The sequence below is a fragment of the Pseudomonas sp. AB39(2026) genome (genome assembly GCF_059831485.1).
In genome coordinates, this window is the sequence record NZ_CP195212.1 from 2,437,095 (window position 1) to 2,455,467 (window position 18,373).

At 57.8% G+C, this 18,373-nt stretch carries 16 protein-coding genes, 1 tRNA gene and 3 pseudogenes; 13 read left to right on the forward strand and 7 right to left on the reverse strand.

Annotation, left to right across the window (positions count from 1 at the left end; genetic code table 11):
• Positions 1-145 precede the first annotated feature (145 nt).
• A complete protein-coding gene (locus ACSAMW_RS11055; RefSeq protein WP_500590377.1) occupies positions 146-1,738 on the forward strand; it encodes a putative bifunctional diguanylate cyclase/phosphodiesterase in 1,593 nt (530 codons plus the stop codon).
• A 108-nt stretch (positions 1,739-1,846) separates the two neighbouring features.
• A pseudogene (locus ACSAMW_RS11060) lies at positions 1,847-2,246 on the forward strand (transposase); the annotation flags it as partial.
• Positions 2,247-2,427: 181 nt separating this feature from the next.
• Here the strand turns inward: ACSAMW_RS11060 and ACSAMW_RS11065 are convergent.
• The 4 genes and pseudogenes from ACSAMW_RS11065 to ACSAMW_RS11080 all read right to left on the reverse strand — a co-directional run.
• Positions 2,428-2,550, reverse strand: a pseudogene (locus ACSAMW_RS11065) (LysR family transcriptional regulator); the annotation flags it as partial.
• Positions 2,551-2,593: 43 nt separating this feature from the next.
• Positions 2,594-3,124 (reverse strand): AAA family ATPase, encoded by a 531-nt coding sequence (locus tag ACSAMW_RS11070; protein ID WP_500590378.1) that lies wholly within the window; start codon positions 3,122-3,124, stop codon positions 2,594-2,596.
• Between the two features lie 348 nt (positions 3,125-3,472).
• Positions 3,473-3,904 carry a bleomycin resistance protein gene (locus tag ACSAMW_RS11075; protein ID WP_500590379.1) on the reverse strand — a complete coding sequence of 144 codons (432 nt, stop codon included), beginning with the start codon at positions 3,902-3,904 and terminating at the stop codon, positions 3,473-3,475.
• A 165-nt stretch (positions 3,905-4,069) separates the two neighbouring features.
• Positions 4,070-4,957, reverse strand: coding sequence for an NAD(P)/FAD-dependent oxidoreductase (locus ACSAMW_RS11080; RefSeq protein ID WP_500590380.1), 888 nt, complete (start codon positions 4,955-4,957; stop codon positions 4,070-4,072).
• A 138-nt stretch (positions 4,958-5,095) separates the two neighbouring features.
• Here ACSAMW_RS11080 and ACSAMW_RS11085 point away from each other — a divergent pair, with 138 nt between their 5' ends.
• The 3 genes from ACSAMW_RS11085 (at position 5,096) to ACSAMW_RS11095 (ending at position 8,310) form a co-directional block, all read left to right on the forward strand.
• Positions 5,096-5,524, forward strand: coding sequence for an Rrf2 family transcriptional regulator (locus tag ACSAMW_RS11085; protein ID WP_500590381.1), 429 nt, complete (start codon positions 5,096-5,098; stop codon positions 5,522-5,524).
• A gap of 164 nt (positions 5,525-5,688) precedes the next feature.
• A complete protein-coding gene (locus ACSAMW_RS11090; RefSeq protein ID WP_500590382.1) occupies positions 5,689-6,579 on the forward strand; it encodes a serine hydrolase domain-containing protein in 891 nt (296 codons plus the stop codon).
• A gap of 312 nt (positions 6,580-6,891) precedes the next feature.
• Entirely contained in the window at positions 6,892-8,310 is a 1,419-nt protein-coding gene (locus ACSAMW_RS11095) for a M10 family metallopeptidase C-terminal domain-containing protein (RefSeq protein ID WP_500590383.1), read from the forward strand.
• A 110-nt stretch (positions 8,311-8,420) separates the two neighbouring features.
• Here the strand turns inward: ACSAMW_RS11095 and ACSAMW_RS11100 are convergent.
• The 3 genes and pseudogenes from ACSAMW_RS11100 to ACSAMW_RS11110 form a co-directional block, all read right to left on the reverse strand.
• Positions 8,421-8,496: transfer RNA gene (locus tag ACSAMW_RS11100), tRNA-Thr, on the reverse strand.
• Positions 8,497-8,561: 65 nt separating this feature from the next.
• Positions 8,562-8,978, reverse strand: a pseudogene (locus ACSAMW_RS11105) (pilin).
• An 82-nt stretch (positions 8,979-9,060) separates the two neighbouring features.
• Positions 9,061-9,465: a pilin gene (locus ACSAMW_RS11110; protein WP_500590384.1), complete on the reverse strand. Its 405-nt coding sequence runs from the start codon at positions 9,463-9,465 to the stop codon at positions 9,061-9,063.
• Positions 9,466-9,690: 225 nt separating this feature from the next.
• Here ACSAMW_RS11110 and pilB point away from each other — a divergent pair, with 225 nt between their 5' ends.
• The 8 genes from pilB to hutH all read left to right on the forward strand — a co-directional run bounded on the left by pilB (position 9,691) and on the right by hutH (position 18,335).
• On the forward strand, positions 9,691-11,385 hold the full coding sequence (gene pilB, locus ACSAMW_RS11115) for a type IV-A pilus assembly ATPase PilB (RefSeq protein ID WP_500590385.1): 1,695 nt from the start codon (positions 9,691-9,693) through the stop codon (positions 11,383-11,385).
• Positions 11,386-11,388: 3 nt separating this feature from the next.
• Positions 11,389-12,606: a type II secretion system F family protein gene (locus ACSAMW_RS11120; RefSeq protein ID WP_500590386.1), complete on the forward strand. Its 1,218-nt coding sequence runs from the start codon at positions 11,389-11,391 to the stop codon at positions 12,604-12,606.
• Complete coding sequence (locus ACSAMW_RS11125; RefSeq protein WP_500590387.1) at positions 12,607-13,482, forward strand: prepilin peptidase; 876 nt, start codon at positions 12,607-12,609, stop codon at positions 13,480-13,482.
• Entirely contained in the window at positions 13,479-14,102 is a 624-nt protein-coding gene (gene coaE / locus ACSAMW_RS11130) for a dephospho-CoA kinase (RefSeq protein ID WP_500590388.1), read from the forward strand. The genes ACSAMW_RS11125 and coaE overlap by 4 nt, the downstream gene beginning before the upstream one ends.
• Entirely contained in the window at positions 14,099-14,302 is a 204-nt protein-coding gene (gene yacG / locus ACSAMW_RS11135; RefSeq protein WP_168084036.1) for a DNA gyrase inhibitor YacG, read from the forward strand. Before coaE ends, yacG begins: the two co-directional genes overlap by 4 nt.
• Positions 14,303-14,368: 66 nt before the next feature.
• Positions 14,369-14,998, forward strand: a complete 630-nt coding sequence (locus ACSAMW_RS11140) for a DUF1780 domain-containing protein (protein WP_500590389.1) — start codon at positions 14,369-14,371, stop codon at positions 14,996-14,998.
• A 272-nt stretch (positions 14,999-15,270) separates the two neighbouring features.
• Positions 15,271-16,569 (forward strand): NAD(P)/FAD-dependent oxidoreductase, encoded by a 1,299-nt coding sequence (locus tag ACSAMW_RS11145; RefSeq protein WP_500590390.1) that lies wholly within the window; start codon positions 15,271-15,273, stop codon positions 16,567-16,569.
• A 233-nt stretch (positions 16,570-16,802) separates the two neighbouring features.
• Complete coding sequence (hutH, locus tag ACSAMW_RS11150) at positions 16,803-18,335, forward strand: histidine ammonia-lyase (RefSeq protein WP_500590391.1); 1,533 nt, start codon at positions 16,803-16,805, stop codon at positions 18,333-18,335.
• Positions 18,336-18,373 lie beyond the last annotated feature (38 nt).

Genomic DNA, 18,373 nt, shown 5'->3' on the forward strand with positions numbered 1-18,373 from the left:
CAGGCTAACTAACCCAGGCAGCCCAACGCTTGAAAGTTTTGCATGGCTTTAAATCAATTCCATGAATATCTGGCGTGCACACTTTAAAGCTTCCTGCCTCTCAAGCCGATAACCGTCAAAGCCTAACGGTTACGAGCCTGCTGTCATGCCTGATGCGCCCTCCTCACAGCGTTTTCGTCGACGCCTTTATCCCATTTTGGCGATCTACCTGCTATCTCTGTTTATCGTATCAGTGTTGTGGGAGTTCAAGCTTGAAGGCGCTGCCATGGCGCTATTGGGTTTACCCTATGATGGGGATTTCGAAACTGCAGAACGCTGGCGGTTTGTACTCACCGCTGCAGGTTTTGCACTCCTGTCCATGGTGGTTCCTGTCATTTTGCTGCACCGGCTCCTTCAGCGTCTTAGACGTAGCTATCTTGATGTGCTCAGCGCCCAAACGCACAGCGAAGCCCTGGCTCGCTACGATTCTCTTTCCGGGTTGCTTAATCGTCGCGTGTTCAATGAGCAGCTGATGGATCTTCTTGCACAACAGCAGCCCACAGCAGTGTTCCTGATCGACCTTGACCATTTCAAAGGTATCAATGACAACCATGGCCATGCAGCCGGAGATGCGGCCATCTGTGCTGTCGCTGAGCGATTGCGAGAGGCCACCCATGGCTGGCAGGCTTCCTTGGCCAGGCTAGGTGGCGACGAGTTTGCCGTAGCCGTCACCGGCCATTTTGGCCGTGCCGAGCTGTCTCTTTTGGCTGAAGACGTGCTCAAGCGTATTTCCAAGCCTGTCGCGCAATGGCCAAGTATTTCGCTTGGTGCCACCTTGGGCATCGCTATAGCACCAGGGGACGGGCTGACCCCTGATACGTTGTTGCAGCGTGCAGACCGTGCCATGTACCGTGGTAAACGCAGCGGGCGTTCAGTCTTTCATTTCTTCGAAGCCAGTTTTGAAGCTGAGCAACGTGAACAGGCGCTGTTCGAGGAGGAACTGCGGCAAGCGATCAAAGACGATCGGATTCAGCCGTTCTATCAACCCATCGTAAAACTGCCGGAACAATACCTGGCAGGGTTTGAAATCTTGGCCCGTTGGCCACACCCCACACGCGGGATGATCATGCCACTGACCTTCATCGCCCTTGCCGAGCAGCTTGAACTGATCAAAGCGTTGACACAAAGCTTGTTGCTACAGGCTTTCGCTCATGCCCGCGTGTGGCCTAATACACTGATGCTGGCTATTAATGTGTCCTCCTGCATGATCGAAGATCCCGAGTTTCCACAATGGCTTGAGCACCTTGCCGCTGAAGGCAGGTTTCCTTTGACACGGCTGGAGATTGAAGTCACGGAAAGCATGTTGGTAGCCAACGTGGACAGTGCTCGGGTCAACCTTGAAGCACTTCGCGCCATGGGTGTCAGTGTGGCCCTGGATGACTTTGGTACCGGCTACTCAGGGCTGTATCACCTGACCCAATTGTCCATCGATAAGATCAAGATCGACCGGTCGTTCCTGGACTGTGCGTCGGAAAACCAGAATGAGATGGTCAAGGCTATTCTGGCTTTGGGCAAAAGCTTGAGCATGCAGGTGACCGCCGAAGGCGTGGAGCATGACCAGGTAGCGGACTGGCTGGCTACGCATGGCTGTGACCTTGCCCAGGGCTACCTCTTTGGCCAACCCATTTCTTCGCTTCGTGTAGAACAGGTACTGCGGCAAAACAATGTTTCTGATCGGGTCAGGTACTCGGCCACGTAATAGAATTTTTCAGAGCCTGGCTGCGATTTACTACGCCTTTTAGAGGGCCTGATCTTGCCCACTTCCAGTGGACACCCCGTTAAGCGATACACTGCAACGAGGTGAACCATGGCAAGCCAAGCAAACACGATGAAACACACCCGTACTCGTCATTCTCAAACCTACAAAGATGAAGCGCTGGCCTTGGCTGACCGGGCCGGCGTCAAACAGGCTGCTGAGTAGCTCGGGCTGCATGCGTCGTAGCTCTACGGCTGGAAAAACAAGAAGCATCAGGCCAAGGACAGTACCGAGCGCGAGCAATCGCTTGCCGACGAGAATGCACGGCTCAAGCGGCAGTTGGCTAAGCAGGCGGAGGAGCTGGCCATCGTAAAAAAAGGCCGCCGCGTACTTTGTCAGGCACTTCAAGTGAAGTACGCCTTCATACAGGCGCAGACGCCGCATTTCTCGATCAAAGCCCTGTTTGCTGTGCTGGGCGTCGCCCGCAGTGGCTACTACACTTGGCGTTCATGTCAAACATCAGTGCACCTGCAATGAAGTGTTGAATTGGACAAACCCATATGGCAAGTAGGCCCTCAAACTACGAGTCGCGCTTGCATACGGGCTTCTGCCTCCTTCACCACTTGTGCAGAGATATTGGCCATGAATATGTCTCCATTTTTCACAGCCGGTTTCGTCGCGCCTGAAGGCTTTCACGGGAGCCACTGACTAATCCGATGATGTTCTAACAAGAAATCCACGAACAATCGAACTCGCACCGGCATCGCCGCGCCGCCGACGAACACCGCGCAAACCGGTTCCCGGTCGCCAGGGTTGCAAGAAGCGCTGCCGATACCTGGGTTGTATGCTAGTGCAGGCTTACGACAACGCCCGAATGACGTCCAATGTCATGCTTTCAATGCTTATTGTCCCGTCAATTCGCATGGCTGGAGACGTTTGCCTAGATAGCCATTGCTCGTGCCAAGCTCGGTTGCGCCCTGAAAAGGTAGGATTATCATACTGTGATGCCCACTCCATGAAGCCCGTGTGTATTTCATGCATGTCCCCACCACGGGCTATACGATCTCCAAATCGAGCCTTCTCACGCGCCGCTAGCCGTTCAAGACGTACAGATGTATCGGTCACAACAAGCACTATCAAATCAAGTTGAGCCAGTAGCGCATCACCCCAGCCCATACATGAACCCGTTAGTATCCAGTTATCCTCGCCCAGTGCTTGCTGGATTAATGGGACGCGCTCGCTGACAGGCCGCTTGGTCGTAAACGGAGGGTCTGTGGGTATCCAGAAATAGTCATCCACATCCGCGTGCCGTAACCCGAGCTGCACAGCAAGATTCTGTCCCAACGTAGTTACACCCGCACAAGATGCACCTGTGATGCAGATCCGCATGTACTTCCCTATGAATGCCCGTCGATTTCCGGGACAGGACCTTACCCTGTTTCATGTCGATCTCACACTCGCCTGCATGGGGAGTGGCTAAGTTCTACCTATTGGTATCGTTCTCCATGGGGCCAGGCTTTGTGAAAACGCCAACTGAAAAACCACATACGCGTTCCGACGCGAAATCCGAGACTAAGTAACGGGTGAGCATATTTGAATTTGGCTAGAGACGCGGTTTTGAGAAAAATTTTCGAGTGACCCGGCGTCCAAAAAAATTTTCACACAGCCTGGGCCGATTTCGGCCTACTACCATCAGCAGTCACCCACCTAGCGCAGCTACTGATCAAAAGCGGTTTATCACCGTGAAGAAATGCGCCTCTCACCCAAGCGTTCGACCAATCTGATGAGATACCCATCGGGATCTTGAACGATGAATTCTCGTTGGCCGACTTCTACATCATCAGCTCGATACCAGGTGTCTGAGCAGCCTCGGTAGAGCGCATACCCAGCCTGGCCAAGCTTCTGGATAATAGGCGCGACAGCGATAACATCAATCTGGAGGTTGCTCCCTCTCCCAAACGGCTTGCTCAAAGGCGCGGCGAGCCACTGACCTGCGTCCGGGTTTACCTTCTCCAGCATCACTTGAGCACCATTCAAATCAAGGTAGGCAAATCCGTCTTCTGGACGCTGATAAGCCACTTCGAAACCGAGGCAAACTACCCAAAAATTCAAACTGGCATCTAAGTCTGTAACCATCAACTCTGGAACCAGCTTGTTGCGCTCGAACATGAAGCTTCCTTTTCTGTAGAGCAGAGGCGAGTGTTGTCTCATTAGGCTATCAGGTGGCATACCTTCGTTCCGACACCAGTCAAGCCGATTATCTTCTATGGCGTATTGCCCGGGTGAGTTGATCCTCAGCTTCTTTAGGTTGCTCCTGCCCATTGCTCCCCGAGTTCAGCGAAACATCAGCGACTGATGTGCCGCGCCGCCAGTGCGTGCGCCCTCTCCCACGGCGATGGCGACATTGCCTGCGCCTATGGCGGCATCACCGCAGGCAAACACTCCCTTGACGCTGGTTTCACGCATCGCATCGACCTTGATAAATTCACCCGTTGGCCCTGCTTCAAATTCACAGCCCAATTGCTCTGCCAATGGGCTACTCATGTAGGTTTTAGGCTGAGTAAACAACCCTGCAAATGTGATGACTTGGCCGCTGGCGAGGGTTACATCGGCTTGTTCTCCGCTGACCGACAAGACTGGCTCATCAATTACCGTAACCCCACGCGCGGCCAGGCTGGCCAGTTGCTCGGCATCTGGCTCGAACACCCTATTGAGCAAAAGCGTGGTGGGGCCCCAGTCGGGCAGCATAAGAGCGTGATGGATAGCCAAAGGGGATGCCGCCAATACCCCGATGTGTCCGCCATCCAGTTCATATCCGTGGCAATACGGACAATGAAACACTTGCTGGCCCCATCGCTCGAACACTCCGGGAATGTCAGGCAGCTCATCCACCACGCCGGTGGCCAGGACCAAACGCCGCGCTGTGAATTGTTCCCCGCGCTCGACACTAACCGTAAAGCCGGAGGGGCTTGTACTCGCCTGGATAGCAGATTGGGACACCCACGTCACCGTTGGGTACGCCAACAGTTGTGTCCGTGCTTCACTGGCTATCGTGCCAGGATCACGGCCGTCTTGGCCCAGAAACCCATGTGAGTGGTTGGCAAATCGGTTGCGTCGCCGTCCTCCGTCTATGACTAAAACCTGGCGGCGCGCCCGTGCCAGTTGCAAGCCTGCAGAAATACCGGAATAGCTCCCGCCTACGATAATCACGTCATACACCATGGATCAGCCCCCCTGAATTTTCACCCTTGGACAAGTCTAGATACAACGTAAGTTACGAGATATTGGACTGTCAATAGTCTCGTAACTTTTACTGTGGCGAGCGATACTCGCATCCAGTAATTCAGGAAACCGATCTACATGAGAAATGACACGCGGCTATCACGCATGCTCCACGTCTTGATCCATATGGCGCGCCACGATCAACCCTCAACCTCTGACACCATCGCGCAAATGCTTGGTACCAATCCGGTAGTGGTCCGGCGCACCATGGCGCTGCTCAAGGATAAGGGTTACGTGCGTTCAGAAAAGGGGCACCGGGGCGGCTGGACATTGGCTAAACCGCTAGCGGATATGACGTTGCTGGACATTCACCATGCATTGGGCTCTTCTTCGATTTTCGCCATTGGCTTGTCGACCGACCACCCACAATGCCCGGTTGAACAAGCGGTGAACGCTGCGCTCACCGACGTGTTCGACGAGGCGCAGGCTTTGCTCATCAACCGTTTGGGAAGCATCACGCTTGAGCAACTGGCCCGTGATTTTGAGCGGCGCTATCAGAATCTTTAGGATGTGAGACCTGCAACCCAGCGCTTTAATATGAATGGCTGTCAGGCATATAGACGTCCACGTAGAAACCCCACATAAAAAAATCAGGTTGGAGCTTGTGAGGCGGTAATGGGTACGTTGTCGCCCCTCTCCACACTGACCTGTCATTCCTGCGTGAGTACCCAATGCTGATCTCTACCCTTATCGACGGTCGACCTATAACGCCATCCTTGCCAGCCGAACCCCTCGTGCCCTGGTGGAGTTTCACGAAAACCGTGTTAGCCGTGACTGCCCTTACACTGGTGCGCGACGGTCGGCTCGACTTGGATGCTTCGCTTCCCGAAGGTGTTTTTACGCTGCGCCAACTGCTGCGTCACGAGGCGGGCCTTGCAGACTATGGTGAACTCCCCGAGTACCACGCTGCTGTCACCAATCATGAGTCCGCATGGCCCGCAGGCGAAATGATGAGGCGCCTGGAGGGGCACCGACTCCGATACACCCCCGGAACAGGTTGGCGGTACTCGAATGTTGGTTTCATGCTGGTAGCCCAAATCATCGAGCGTGCCGCCGATCTGCCGCTCGCAGACGCTATAAGGCAGCAAGTCCTGAGTCCGCTCGACATCGCAACGGCTCGCTTGGCAACGGAGCGGGCTGAACTCAATGGGAAATCCCCCGGTAGTTCGCTGAATTACGACCCCGGCTGGGTCTACCACGGATTGCTGATTGGTCCTGTCTCAGAGGCTGCCCGGCTGCTGGATGGCGTGCTCGCTGGAGGCCTCCTGCCCGACAATCTGCTTCAGGAAATGCAGGCGACACGAATACTGGGTGGCCCGATAGCAGGCCGGCCTTGGCTAGCACCTGGTTACGCACTCGGGCTGATGCGAGGGGAAATCAAAGGTGACCTGATGTTGGCTGGCCATACCGGACTGGGGCCAGGAAGCGCTATTGCAGTCTATCGGTGTACCGTTGGTGGCTCCGCCGTATGCTGTGCAGCTCACTCCACTGGAGAGGATGAGGCAGGTATCGAAAAGCGAGTAGTTCAAGAAATACGAAAGGCGTTGGAAACCACACGCTGAGGCTTCGCATATCCGTTGAATGTACTCTGCGCAATGATTCGGTTGCGGCCTGTCGTAAGTGTCTGGCGAAAGAAACTTGCGGATTTGTAATAAACGCACTTTGCAGAAGCCGGGGTTAACGAGTGCCGATTCGGTGGTTTTTTAGCAAGCCAAGCATCAGCTCAATGCCCAGGGTCAGTTGAGCATTCCAAAGGGAACTTAATGCCCTTTCCATGGGCATATACTGCTTTAGCAGCAGCACGCGAACCTTCCGGCAATTCGCATGCTTGGCAGTCGCTCCCGGCCACTTTCTATAGCTCAGAGAGCCCTGCCATGCCTACTGCGAACGACGACGATATCAAGCAGATCAACCGCCCTACCTACATTACCTTTATCGGCACCGACGGTGACGACACCATTACCGGCACCGAGAAGCGCGACGTCATGATCAGCGGCGCGGGCGACGATAAGCTCGATGGGGTAGGCGGCTCTGACATCTACATTGGCGGAGCAGGCGCCGACACGCTGGTTTCGCACCCATTCCACTTCGGGCTTATACCCAGCCAGTTCATTTACACCGCATTGTCCGACAGCTACTACAACGCCTCGGGCTCGCATTCCGACCTGATCGAGAACTTCAACGACAGCAAAGATGTGCTCGACCTCACCGCCTTGGGGCTGGAGCGAGTAGGCGATGGCCGCAACGGCGACTTGGCAGTGCGCTACAACGCCGATGAAAACATTACCTACGTGTATTCGCTGGACAAAGATGCCAACGGCAACGCTTTTGAAGTACGCCTGGCCGGGGACCACACGGCAATCAACACCGGCAACTTCGCGCTCATGTATACGATGGCGCCCAATGAGGAGTTCCCCTACGACAGCAGCGAGAAGGAGTGGCATGTCACCGGCACTGATGGCGATGACTTCATCGGCGCGCCCAAGTATGCCAGCACCATTACCGGAGGTGCAGGAGCAGACACTTACTATCCCGGCTGGGATACAACGTTTCAGTTCGACAAAGTGACGGACAGCTTCGTCAACGATGCGGCCGGCACCTCCAGCATTGATGAGGTGCGTTTCTTTCACGTCGGTAGCAGCGTGCTGGATGTCTCCCGCCTGGGCTTTACCGGGTTGGGCGACGGCTACAATGGCACCTTGAACTACGCCTTCGACGAAGCGCTCGGGAAGATGGTGGCGCAGTCGTTCGAGGCCGACTCGGAGGGCAACCGCTTCGTAGTTTACTCCAACAACACCGACCGCTACGGCGTGGAAAGCTTGCAGGATGTGGACCGCTTCATCTTCGCCGGCAACCCAACATTCGACCGCGCCACCGCGACACTCACTGGCGACGGCTACCACAACATCTTCACTGCGGGCAGCGACGGTGGCGTGTTCATTGGCAATGGCGGGAATGACTTGCTAACGGCCGGTGCGGGGGTAGATACCTTTCTCTACACAGACAAGAGCGACAGCCTGCGCGGCCGTAATGACCTGATCGTAAATTTCGATACCAAGCAGGACAAGATCGACGTGTCGGCGCTGGGCTATACCGGGCTGGGTGACGGCACCGACGGCACTTTGAAGGTGGTATATGACACGGCGAACCACCGTACCTACCTGAAGGATTTCGATACCGATGCCCAAGGCGACCGGTTCGAGATCGGGTTGCAGGGGAATTTTTCGAAAACGTTTAGTGCGGACAACTTGGTGGTACGCGTCCTTGTGGTACCGAGATATCCCTGGCCGTAGTAAAGGCCTAGGGACAAAACGCGGCAGACAAAAACAGCAAAGCCCGCATTAGGCGAGCTCTATTATGAGGGCGTTTTGTAGACAGTCATGGACCTTTAGAAACTAATCTGTGGTGCCGGAGACAGGAATCGAACCTGCGACCTTCGCGTTACGAGTGCGCTGCTCTACCGACTGAGCTACACCGGCGTGTTTCGGGGGTTTACGCTATCACCGCTTTGGCAGGCGGGCAAGCCCTTGTCGTAAATGGATTTTTAGGCGCCTGGGCAGGACTTTGGAGCGTAGGTATTAAGAGCTGTGGTAGCACAGGTCCAGGCTGGCGTGGCGTCACGGGTCCAGGTAATGGTTTGGCCCTGCACAGAGGCAGGGGCGTTGGTGATTGTGCAGACAATCGTGCCTTGTCCAGTCGAGGCGGTGCCTCTTGTAACCAGAGTGCTGCAATTTGCCGTGCTGAATTAGCCGCCGATTTCATCAGGTGAAGTAACGTTGGCCCCACTGTCCAAGCGATCCTGGAAGCTAGCTTTCAACGCGGATGATTCTGCTACACCTGCTGTTACTTTGGCCCGAGCTTGATAGCTGCTGTAAGCCGGGATTGCGATAGCGGCAAGGATGCTGATGATGGCTACTACAATCATCAACTCGATCAAGGTAAATCCTTGTGTACCTTTCACGGATACGCTCCCTGTAAAAATTCAAGGCCCTGAAGTGGGCCTTGAGCATTTCCTATCACTAAATCAGGTCCAGCCCCTTGACTTAAGTGCAGCCCTTTGGCTTAAGTTCTGTAGGAATACTGGCATTGGTAGCACAAGTCCAGCCGGCTGTTGCAGTACGGTTAAGGGTGATGGTACCACCCGCAACAAGAGCCGGAGCGCTTTGAAGGGCGCAGACTAGGCTACCTGTTTGGCTAAATGTGATTGTGTAAGCGCAGTTTGCGCTGCTTGCAGCTGCTCCCAAAGCTGCAGCATCCGCTGTAGTCGCACCGTTATTAAGCAGGTCTTCAAAGTTTGTTTTCAACGCTGATATTTCAGCAAGCCCCGCCGAAACCTTCGCCCGCGCCTGATACTTCGAATAAGCCGGAATCGCAATCGCCGCCAAAATACCGATAATCGCAACCACGATCATCAATTCAATAAGGGTAAAACCCTTCTGGTTCTTCATACTCGTTCTCCTAATGCGAGAAGCCTGGTGGCCTGTTTCCCTACCAGCAACCACCATGCCAACCGCCCATATCACAGCATTTCTACCTTCAAACCCACTTGGCCATCATTTAGCCCCTACCCTTTCATCGTCGTTTAGTGACGTTTTTTGTCACTTTATCCTGTGCATTTGGCACCTGAGGGTCGACTAGGCTATAAACGAGCGACCGAAGGAGTTCCGCCACCCATGAACGACATTGCCCTCACCGGCCTGGCCAAGCAGTTGGTCATTGCAGAGCTGCTGAACGAGAAAAACGCGCAGCAGGCGTTTCAGCAGGCCCAGCAGAACAAGATCCCGCTGGTGCATTACCTGGTGCAGACGAAGCTGGTGCGCGGGCGTGACATTGCGGAGCTGGCGGCGGATCAGTTCGGCATGGCGGTGCTGGATATCTCCGCGGTGGATAAAGAGGCTTTTCCCCAAGGTGTGGTCAATGAACGCCTGGTGCGCCAGCACCGTGCCCTGCCCTTGTGGCGCCGGGGCAACAAGCTGTTTATTGCCCTGTCGGACCCGACCAACCAGCAGGCCATCACCGACATTCAGTTCAACACCGGCCTGAATGCCGAAGCCATTTTGGTAGAAGACGATAAGCTCAGCGACGCTATCGAAAGGTTCTTCGAAAGCACCACAGGCCTGGAAGACCTGGCAGACGTGGACCTGGATGGCCTGGACATTGAGTCCGGTGACGACAAGCGTGACGACGCCCCTGGCCAGGATGCTGACGATGCCCCGGTGGTGCGCTTCGTGAACAAGATGCTGCTGGATGCCATCCGCAGTGGCTCGTCAGACCTTCACTTCGAACCCTACGAGCGGGCCTACCGCGTGCGTTTCCGTACGGATGGTATGCTGCGCGAAGTAGCACGCCCGCCTATCAGCCTGGCTGGGCGTATCGCTGCCCGCTTGAAGGTAATGGCCAGCCTGGACATTTCCGAGCGGCGCAAGCCCCAGGATGGGCGCATCAAGATGCGCATTTCCAAGAGCAAGGCCATCGATTTTCGGGTAAACACCCTGCCCACCCTGTGGGGCGAAAAGATCGTGATGCGTATTCTGGACCCCACCAGCGCGCAGATGGGCATCGATGCCCTGGGGTATGAAGAAAACCAAAAGGCCCTGTACCTGGCGGCGCTGGCACAGCCCCAAGGCATGATTCTGGTCACCGGCCCCACGGGGTCGGGTAAAACCGTGTCGCTCTACACGGGCCTTAATATCCTCAACACCGTGGACATCAATATTTCCACGGCCGAGGACCCGGTAGAGATCAACATGGAAGGCATCAACCAGGTAAACGTGAACCCTCGCCAGGGCATGGACTTTGCCTCGGCCTTGCGTTCCTTCCTGCGCCAAGACCCAGACGTGATCATGGTGGGGGAAATCCGGGACCTGGAAACGGCCGAGATTGCCATTAAGGCGGCTCAGACCGGTCACTTGGTGTTGTCCACCCTCCACACCAACAGTGCCGCAGAAACCCTTACGCGCTTGCAGAACATGGGCGTGGCCGGGTTCAACATCGCCACGTCGGTGAACCTGATCATCGCCCAGCGGCTGGCCCGCAAGCTGTGCCCCAACTGCAAGATCGAAGCGGACATTCCCCGTGACGCCCTGATCGAAGAAGGCTTCCCGCCCGCCAGCATCGGCACCTTCAAGGTGTACGAACCCAAAGGCTGCGACCAGTGCAATGGTGGTTACAAAGGCCGGCAAGGTATCTATGAAGTGGTGAAGAACACCCCGGCCCTGCAGCGGCTGATCATGGAAGCGGCCAACTCCATCGACATCGCCGCCCAGATGCGCGCCGAAGGCTTCAGCGATTTGCGCCAGTCCGGGTTGGCAAAGGTCATGCAAGGGGTCACCAGCCTCGCAGAAGTCAACCGCGTGACCAAGGACTAAACCATGGCAGCAAAAGCACCCAAGGTCAGCGTGTTCAGTTGGGAAGGCGTGGACCGCAAAGGCAACCGCATCAAGGGCGAACTCACCAGCCTCAACACGGCCTTGGTCAAGGCACAGCTACGCCGCCAAGGCGTGGTACCGGGCAAGGTGAAGAAGAAGTCCACGTCCATTTTCAGCCGTGGCAAAAAGATCAAGCCGTTGGACATTGCCTTCTTCACCCGGCAAATGGCGACCATGATGCGCGCCGGTGTTCCGCTGTTGCAATCGTTCGACATCATTGCCGAAGGCGTGGACAAACCCAGCATGCGTGAACTGGTGCTGGAGCTTAAAAACGAAGTGGCGGCCGGTAACAGCTTCGCCAGTTCATTGCGCAAGAAGCCTGAATACTTCGACGACCTGTACTGCAACTTGGTGAACGCCGGTGAGCAGGCCGGTGCACTGGAAACCCTGCTGGACCGGGTAGCCACCTATAAGGAAAAGACCGAAGCCCTCAAGGCCAAGATCAAGAAGGCCATGACCTACCCCATCGCGGTACTGGTAGTGGCCGGTATTGTGTCCGCCATTCTGTTGATAAAAGTGGTGCCGCAGTTCCAGCAGGTGTTCCAGGGCTTTGGCGCTGAACTTCCCGCGTTTACCCAGATGGTGATCAACCTGTCTGAAGCGTTGCAGAACTGGTGGTACATCATCTTGCCTGCGTTGTTTGGGGTAGGCTTGGTATTCCGCAGTGCCTATAAAAAGAATGTGAAGTTTCGCGATACCATCGACCGCCTATTGTTGAAGATGCCTATCGTGGGGCAGATTCTTTATAAAAGTTCGGTGGCACGTTACGCCCGTACCTTATCCACCACCTTTGCAGCGGGTGTGCCGCTGGTAGAGGCCCTGGACTCAGTGGCGGGTGCCACGGGCAACGTGGTGTTCCGTACAGCGGTCAACCAGGTGCGCCAGGATGTCTCTACCGGCATGCAGCTGAACGTGTCCATGCGCGCCACAGGTACGTTCCCTAGCATGGCGATCCAGATGACGTCCATCGGGGAAGAGTCCGGTGCGCTGGATGAGATGCTGGGCAAGGTTGCCAACTACTACGAGGAAGAAGTGGACAATGCCGTGTCCAGCCTCACCACCCTTATGGAGCCTATGATCATGGCAGTGCTCGGCGTACTCGTCGGCGGGCTTGTCATTGCCATGTACCTCCCCATCTTCCAGCTTGGTTCTGTGGTTTAAATGCTCGCTTTCGACCTTCTGGCCAGTTCGCCACTGGCCACCACCCTCTGCGCCCTGCTGTTAGGCCTTATGGTGGGTAGCTTTCTCAATGTGGTGATCCACCGCCTGCCTGTGATGATGAACGCCGACTGGCGCGCCCAGGCCAGGGAGTACCTCAACCTTCCGGCAGAGCCGCCGGGGCCTGTGTATAACTTGATGCTGCCGCGCTCGGCCTGCCCCCAGTGCGGCCACGGGATTCGTGCGGTGGAAAACATTCCGGTGCTTAGCTACCTGTGGCTGCGGGGCCGCTGTGCCAGCTGCAAGGCGGCCATTCCTAAGCGTTACCCGTTGGTGGAGCTGGCAAGTGGGCTGCTGTCGGCCTTTATCGCTTGGCATTTCGGCCCCACCTGGCAGGCCGCTGCCCTGCTGGTACTGACCTGGGGCCTGTTGGCCATGAGCATGATCGACATCGATCACCAGTTGCTCCCGGATACGCTGGTGCTGCCGCTGCTGTGGCTGGGGCTGATCGTTAATGCGCTGGGGCTGTTCGTGCCTCTAGCGGATGCACTGTGGGGCGCTGTGGCCGGTTATCTCAGCCTGTGGATAGTGTTCCAGCTATTCAAGTTGATCACGCGCAAGGAAGGCATGGGCTTTGGTGACTTCAAGCTGCTGGCCCTGATCGGCGCCTGGGGCGGTTGGCAGGTGCTGCCATTGACGATACTGCTGTCGTCGGCGGTGGGTGCCGTGCTGGGCACGCTGATGCTTCGTGCCCGTGGTGCCAACACTTCTACGCCTATCCCCTTCGGCCCGTACCTGGCCGTGGCAGGCTGGGTGGCCTTGATCTGGGGGGAGCAGATCACGGCGGCCTACCTTCAATTCGCGGGGTTCGGCCAATGACGGCTCGTGAGCATCACCCTTGGGTGCTGGGCCTGACCGGAGGCATCGGCAGCGGCAAGAGCGCGGCAGCCGAGCGCTTTGCTGCGCTGGGCCTTGAAGTGGTAGACGCGGACCAGGCGTCCCGCTGGGTAGTGGAGCCCGGCCGGCCAGCGCTGGCAGCCTTGGCGGAGCATTTTAGCCCTGCCATTCTCCAAGCCGATGGCACCCTGGATCGCGCTGCACTAAGGGCGCGTATCTTTGCCGACAGCAACGAACGGCTGTGGGTGGAAAAACTGCTGCACCCGCTGATCGCCACGGAAATCGCTGAGCGCCTGCGCACGGCCACGTCCGCCTACGCCGTGTTTGTGTCCCCACTGATGATCGAATCCGGGCAGTATCGCCTGGCCAATCGCCTCCTGGTGATCGACGCGCCACGAGAGCTGCAGATGGCGCGTACCTTGCGCCGTGACGGTAGCAGCCAGGGCCAGATAGAGGCCATACTGGCCGCGCAAGCCCGTCGCGAAGACCGCACGGCCTTGGCCGATGATGTGATTCTCAACGACGGCACCTTGGAACACTTGCACGCCCAGGTGGACCGCTTGCACCTTGTTTACTTGTCTTTAGCTGGAACCCGTTCATGACCCAACCTTCCGTTGTCAATTGCCCCACCTGCGGCGCCCCCGTGGAATGGACCGCCGCTTCGCTTAACCGCCCGTTCTGTTCCGATCGTTGCAAGCTGATCGACCTGGGGGCCTGGGCCTCCGAAGAGCACAAGATCGCAGGCCGTGAAGAATCCGAAGATGAGCTGTTCTCTGGAGACCTGCCACCGAGCCACCACTGACACAAAGGGTTGTAGTCGGGCGCGGTGGCTGTTACCAATAGGCTAAGCCGCCTACGAGGCATGGTTATGGACGATTCCGATTACCTGAGCCTGCTGACCACCCAGGCCGAACAGGCAAACGCACTGCTTTCCAATGCACGCAAGTGGGAGCGTGAACGCTGGGTATGCCAGCGGTTGCTACAAGGCTTGAACATCGCTCACAGCCCTGAAGAATGCCTGCCTGTGAGCCAGGAGCCGCCGGACGTGCGGTTCCGCGAGGCCAATTTCGAAGTGTTCTTCGTGCTGGATGAAGGCCGGCGCCTCAATGACGAATGGCGCGAGGAGCTGCAACGCCGCCGCAGCGCGTTTTCCCTGAGCCAGCTGGTACGCCGGGAAGCGCGTCCCAAGCGCATTCGGGCACCGGAGCTGCTGGCCCGCCTAGGGCCCACCCTGCGCAAGAAAGCCCATAACTACCGCGAGCGCGGGCTGAATCTGGGCGAGCTGGACATGGTGGCCTTTGCCAGCCTCAAGCGTGAGGTGCTCAACCTTAACAGCCACTTCCCGCCCCCTACCGAATACTTGCGCCAAGGCTGGCGCTCGCTCTCGTTGGTAGGCCCCAACTTTGCCCGTGTGCTGTTCGCTCACCCCAGCGCGCCGGACTTTCTGCGTGCCCACTTGGGCCGCAGTATTGTTTTTGATGTGGGTATCACGCTCTGAGCGTACGCCCATGGCACCTTTTCCCCCATAGTGTTACAACTGAAGCATTGCGCACACCTGCCGGTTTTTCCTTATGGCGACCCTCGACACCACCCTGCTGCCCTCAATCTCTGCTTGCAGACGAATGAGCGTTGGCCCTGTGCAACATTTTGCACAGTGGCGTGGTCTACTCGCGCAACCTGAATTTTGCCCCACCCTGGAGAGGCGCTCGAAGCTGCCTTGCGCTCGCCCCCTCCTGGCTCCCGAATTTTTCAACTCTACGAGATACCTCCATGAAACATCGCATCGTGATCGTTGGCGGCGGCGCCGGCGGCCTGGAACTGGCGACCCGCCTGGGTAAAACCTATGGCAAGCGCGGCAAGGCCAACGTAACGCTGGTGGACGCTAACCTGACCCACATCTGGAAGCCCTTGCTGCATGAGGTTGCGGCGGGGTCGCTGAACTCTTCGGGCGACGAGCTGAATTACCTGGCGCAGGCCAAGTGGAACCACTTCGAGTTCCAACTGGGCCGCATGAGCGGGCTGGACAGGGCCAACCAGCGCATCACCCTGGCAGCGACCCAGGATGAAAGCGGCATGGAACTGGTGCCCGAGCGCGAGCTGAGCTACGACACGCTGATCATCGCCGTAGGCAGCACCACCAACGACTTTGGTACCAAAGGCGCTGCCGAGCATTGCCTGTTCCTGGACACCCGCAAGCAGGCCGAGCGCTTCCACCAGCAGTTGCTCAATGCCTATTTGCGCGCTCACGCCCAGGATGAGTCTCACCAGGAAGAAATCACCGTGGCCATCGTGGGCGCAGGGGCGACCGGCGTGGAACTGGCGGCCGAGCTGCACCATGCTGCGCACGAGCTGGCTGCCTATGGCCTGGGCCGCATTCGCCCGGAAAACATGCGCATCACTGTGATTGAAGCCGGCCCCCGTGTATTGCCGGCCTTGCCGGAGCGTATCAGCGAGCCCGTGCACCGTACCCTGGAAAAACTGGGCGTAACGGTGCTGACCGGCGCAGCCGTAAGTGAAGTGACCGCCGACAACTTGCTGACCGCCGATGGCAAAGTCATTCCTGCACGGTTGAAGGTGTGGGCAGCAGGCATTCGCGCACCGGGGTTCTTGGCGAACATCGACGGGCTGGAAACCAACCGCATCAATCAGTTGCAGGTACGCCCCACCTTGCAGACCACGCGCGACGATAACGTGTTCGCCTTTGGGGATTGCGCGGCCTGCCCGCAACCTGACAGCGACCGTAATGTGCCGCCCCGCGCACAGGCTGCGCATCAGCAGGCCTCGTTGCTGGTGAAGTCCATCAAGCAACGGCTGGAAGGCGGCACGCTGCCGGAATACCGCTACACCGACTACGGCTCGCTGATCTCGCTGTCACGCTTCTCTGCAGTAGGCAACCTGATGGGTAACCTGACCGGTAGCGTGATGCTGGAAGGCTGGCTGGCGCGGATGTTCTACGTCTCCCTGTACCGCATGCACCAAGTGGCGTTGTATGGGCCGTTCCGCACGGCCATGGCCATGCTGGGCAGCCGGCTGGGCCGTGGTACAGAGCCGAGGCTGAAGCTGCACTGACAGGCAAGGTTGAACCAGGCGCTACCCTGTGAGCATCTGTTCGCGGGCTAGCGTCGGAAGACCGGCCTCCTACTCACACAGGCTATGTTGTGTGCTACCCCCTGTGGGACAGGTTGCAGCCAAAGGCGGAAACCGGGAACCGACGGCGACTGGGATATAAAAATCTGCACTTGCCATACCTGTATATACAGGTTTAGATGACAGGCATTCTTCATGCCCTGGGACATCCTGTCATGCCTGCGCCCTTGCTGATTCAGCCTGGTCTGTTCGACCTGGCCCAACTGCGTGCCATCTACCATACCCAAGCCCCTTTCCAGCTGGACCCGGCTGCTCGGGCCACGGTGGATGAGGCGGCCGCCACGGTCACGCGGATCATTGCCAGCAAGCGCACGGTGTATGGCATCAATACCGGTTTCGGGCTGCTGGCGCGCACCTCCATCCCTGAAGCTTCCCTGGCGCGCCTGCAGCGCAACTTGCTGCTCAGCCATTGCACGGGCACCGGGGTACTGCTGGACGACGCGACTGTTGGCCTAGTGCTGGCCCTCAAGGTAGCGTCCTTGGCGCGAGGGTTCTCGGGCATCCGCTGGCAGGTGATCGAACACTTGACCGCCCTCTACAACACAGGCGTGTACCCCTGTGTACCCTCTCAGGGTTCAGTGGGTGCCTCCGGTGACCTGGCACCACTGGCGCACCTGTCGGCGGTGTTGATCGGTGTGGGCCGTGTGCGCCACCAAGGGCGGGAAATGGACGCCACCGAGGGCCTGGCCATCGCGGGGCTGGTGCCGTTGGAACTGGGCCCCAAGGAAGGCCTGGCACTCATCAACGGTACACAGGTGTCCACAGCGCTGGCCCTGCGTGGCCTGTTTGCAGCCGAGCGCCTGTTCAGTGCTGCTGTGGTAGCAGGCAGCCTTACCGTTGAGGCGCTCAAAGGCTCGGACGTCCCCTTCGATGCGCGTATCCAGGCGGTAAGGGGCCAACCCGGCCAGATCGATGTGGCGGCGTTCTACCGCACACTGCTGGCAGGTAGCGACATCCGTGAATCCCACCGGGAATGCCCTCGCGTTCAAGATCCCTATTCCCTACGTTGCCAACCTCAAGTGATGGGCGCCTGCCTGGACCACTTGCGGTTTGCGGCCGGCGTGTTCCTGCGCGAAGCCAACGCCGTGTCCGACAACCCCCTGGTGTTCAGCGCCGAAGGCGATGTGCTGTCGGGCGGTAACTTCCATGCCGAGCCGGTGGCCATGGCCTCAGACGTATTGGCCCTGGCCATTTCGGAAATCGGCGCGCTGTCCGAGCGCCGCACCGCGCAATTGGTAGACCCCGCCCTGTCCGGTTTGCCAGCGTTCCTGGTCAAGGAAGGCGGGCTCAACTCCGGCTTCATGATTGCCCAGGTCACGGCCGCTGCACTGGCGTCCGAGAACAAGACCCTGGCCCACCCGGCGTCGGTCGACAGCCTGCCCACGTCCGCGAACCAGGAAGACCATGTGTCCATGGCCACCTTCGCTGCACGGCGTCTACAGGACATGGCCGGGAACAGCAGTGCGGTGGTGGCCATCGAACTGCTGGGCGCGGCCCAAGGCATAGACCTTCTCGCGCCCCTGCGCACGTCACCACCGTTGGCCGACGTGATGGCCTTGATCCGTTCCAGGGTTGATCACTACCACGAGGATCGCTACTTCGCGCCGGACATCGCTTGTGCAAGGGCGTGGGTGGAGGGCGGCGCATTCGAGCCCTGGATGCCTGTGGCACGGCTGTATGGCGAATAACCGATGTTCACGGTGCGAAACCCTCGGACAAATCCTCA

Excerpts from the sequence above, each read along its gene's own strand:
- ACSAMW_RS11055 (WP_500590377.1), top strand. The coding sequence starts at position 146 with ATGCCTGATGCGCCCTCCTCACAGCGTTTTCGTCGACGCCTTTATCCC.
- ACSAMW_RS11070 (WP_500590378.1), bottom strand. The coding sequence starts at position 3,124 with ATGCGGATCTGCATCACAGGTGCATCTTGTGCGGGTGTAACTACGTTG.
- ACSAMW_RS11075 (WP_500590379.1), bottom strand. The coding sequence starts at position 3,904 with ATGTTCGAGCGCAACAAGCTGGTTCCAGAGTTGATGGTTACAGACTTA.
- ACSAMW_RS11080 (WP_500590380.1), bottom strand. The coding sequence starts at position 4,957 with ATGGTGTATGACGTGATTATCGTAGGCGGGAGCTATTCCGGTATTTCT.
- ACSAMW_RS11085 (WP_500590381.1), top strand. The coding sequence starts at position 5,096 with ATGAGAAATGACACGCGGCTATCACGCATGCTCCACGTCTTGATCCAT.
- ACSAMW_RS11090 (WP_500590382.1), top strand. The coding sequence starts at position 5,689 with ATGCTGATCTCTACCCTTATCGACGGTCGACCTATAACGCCATCCTTG.
- ACSAMW_RS11095 (WP_500590383.1), top strand. The coding sequence starts at position 6,892 with ATGCCTACTGCGAACGACGACGATATCAAGCAGATCAACCGCCCTACC.
- ACSAMW_RS11110 (WP_500590384.1), bottom strand. The coding sequence starts at position 9,465 with ATGAAGAACCAGAAGGGTTTTACCCTTATTGAATTGATGATCGTGGTT.
- pilB (WP_500590385.1), top strand. The coding sequence starts at position 9,691 with ATGAACGACATTGCCCTCACCGGCCTGGCCAAGCAGTTGGTCATTGCA.
- ACSAMW_RS11120 (WP_500590386.1), top strand. The coding sequence starts at position 11,389 with ATGGCAGCAAAAGCACCCAAGGTCAGCGTGTTCAGTTGGGAAGGCGTG.
- ACSAMW_RS11125 (WP_500590387.1), top strand. The coding sequence starts at position 12,607 with ATGCTCGCTTTCGACCTTCTGGCCAGTTCGCCACTGGCCACCACCCTC.
- coaE (WP_500590388.1), top strand. The coding sequence starts at position 13,479 with ATGACGGCTCGTGAGCATCACCCTTGGGTGCTGGGCCTGACCGGAGGC.
- yacG (WP_168084036.1), top strand. The coding sequence starts at position 14,099 with ATGACCCAACCTTCCGTTGTCAATTGCCCCACCTGCGGCGCCCCCGTG.
- ACSAMW_RS11140 (WP_500590389.1), top strand. The coding sequence starts at position 14,369 with ATGGACGATTCCGATTACCTGAGCCTGCTGACCACCCAGGCCGAACAG.
- ACSAMW_RS11145 (WP_500590390.1), top strand. The coding sequence starts at position 15,271 with ATGAAACATCGCATCGTGATCGTTGGCGGCGGCGCCGGCGGCCTGGAA.
- hutH (WP_500590391.1), top strand. The coding sequence starts at position 16,803 with ATGCCTGCGCCCTTGCTGATTCAGCCTGGTCTGTTCGACCTGGCCCAA.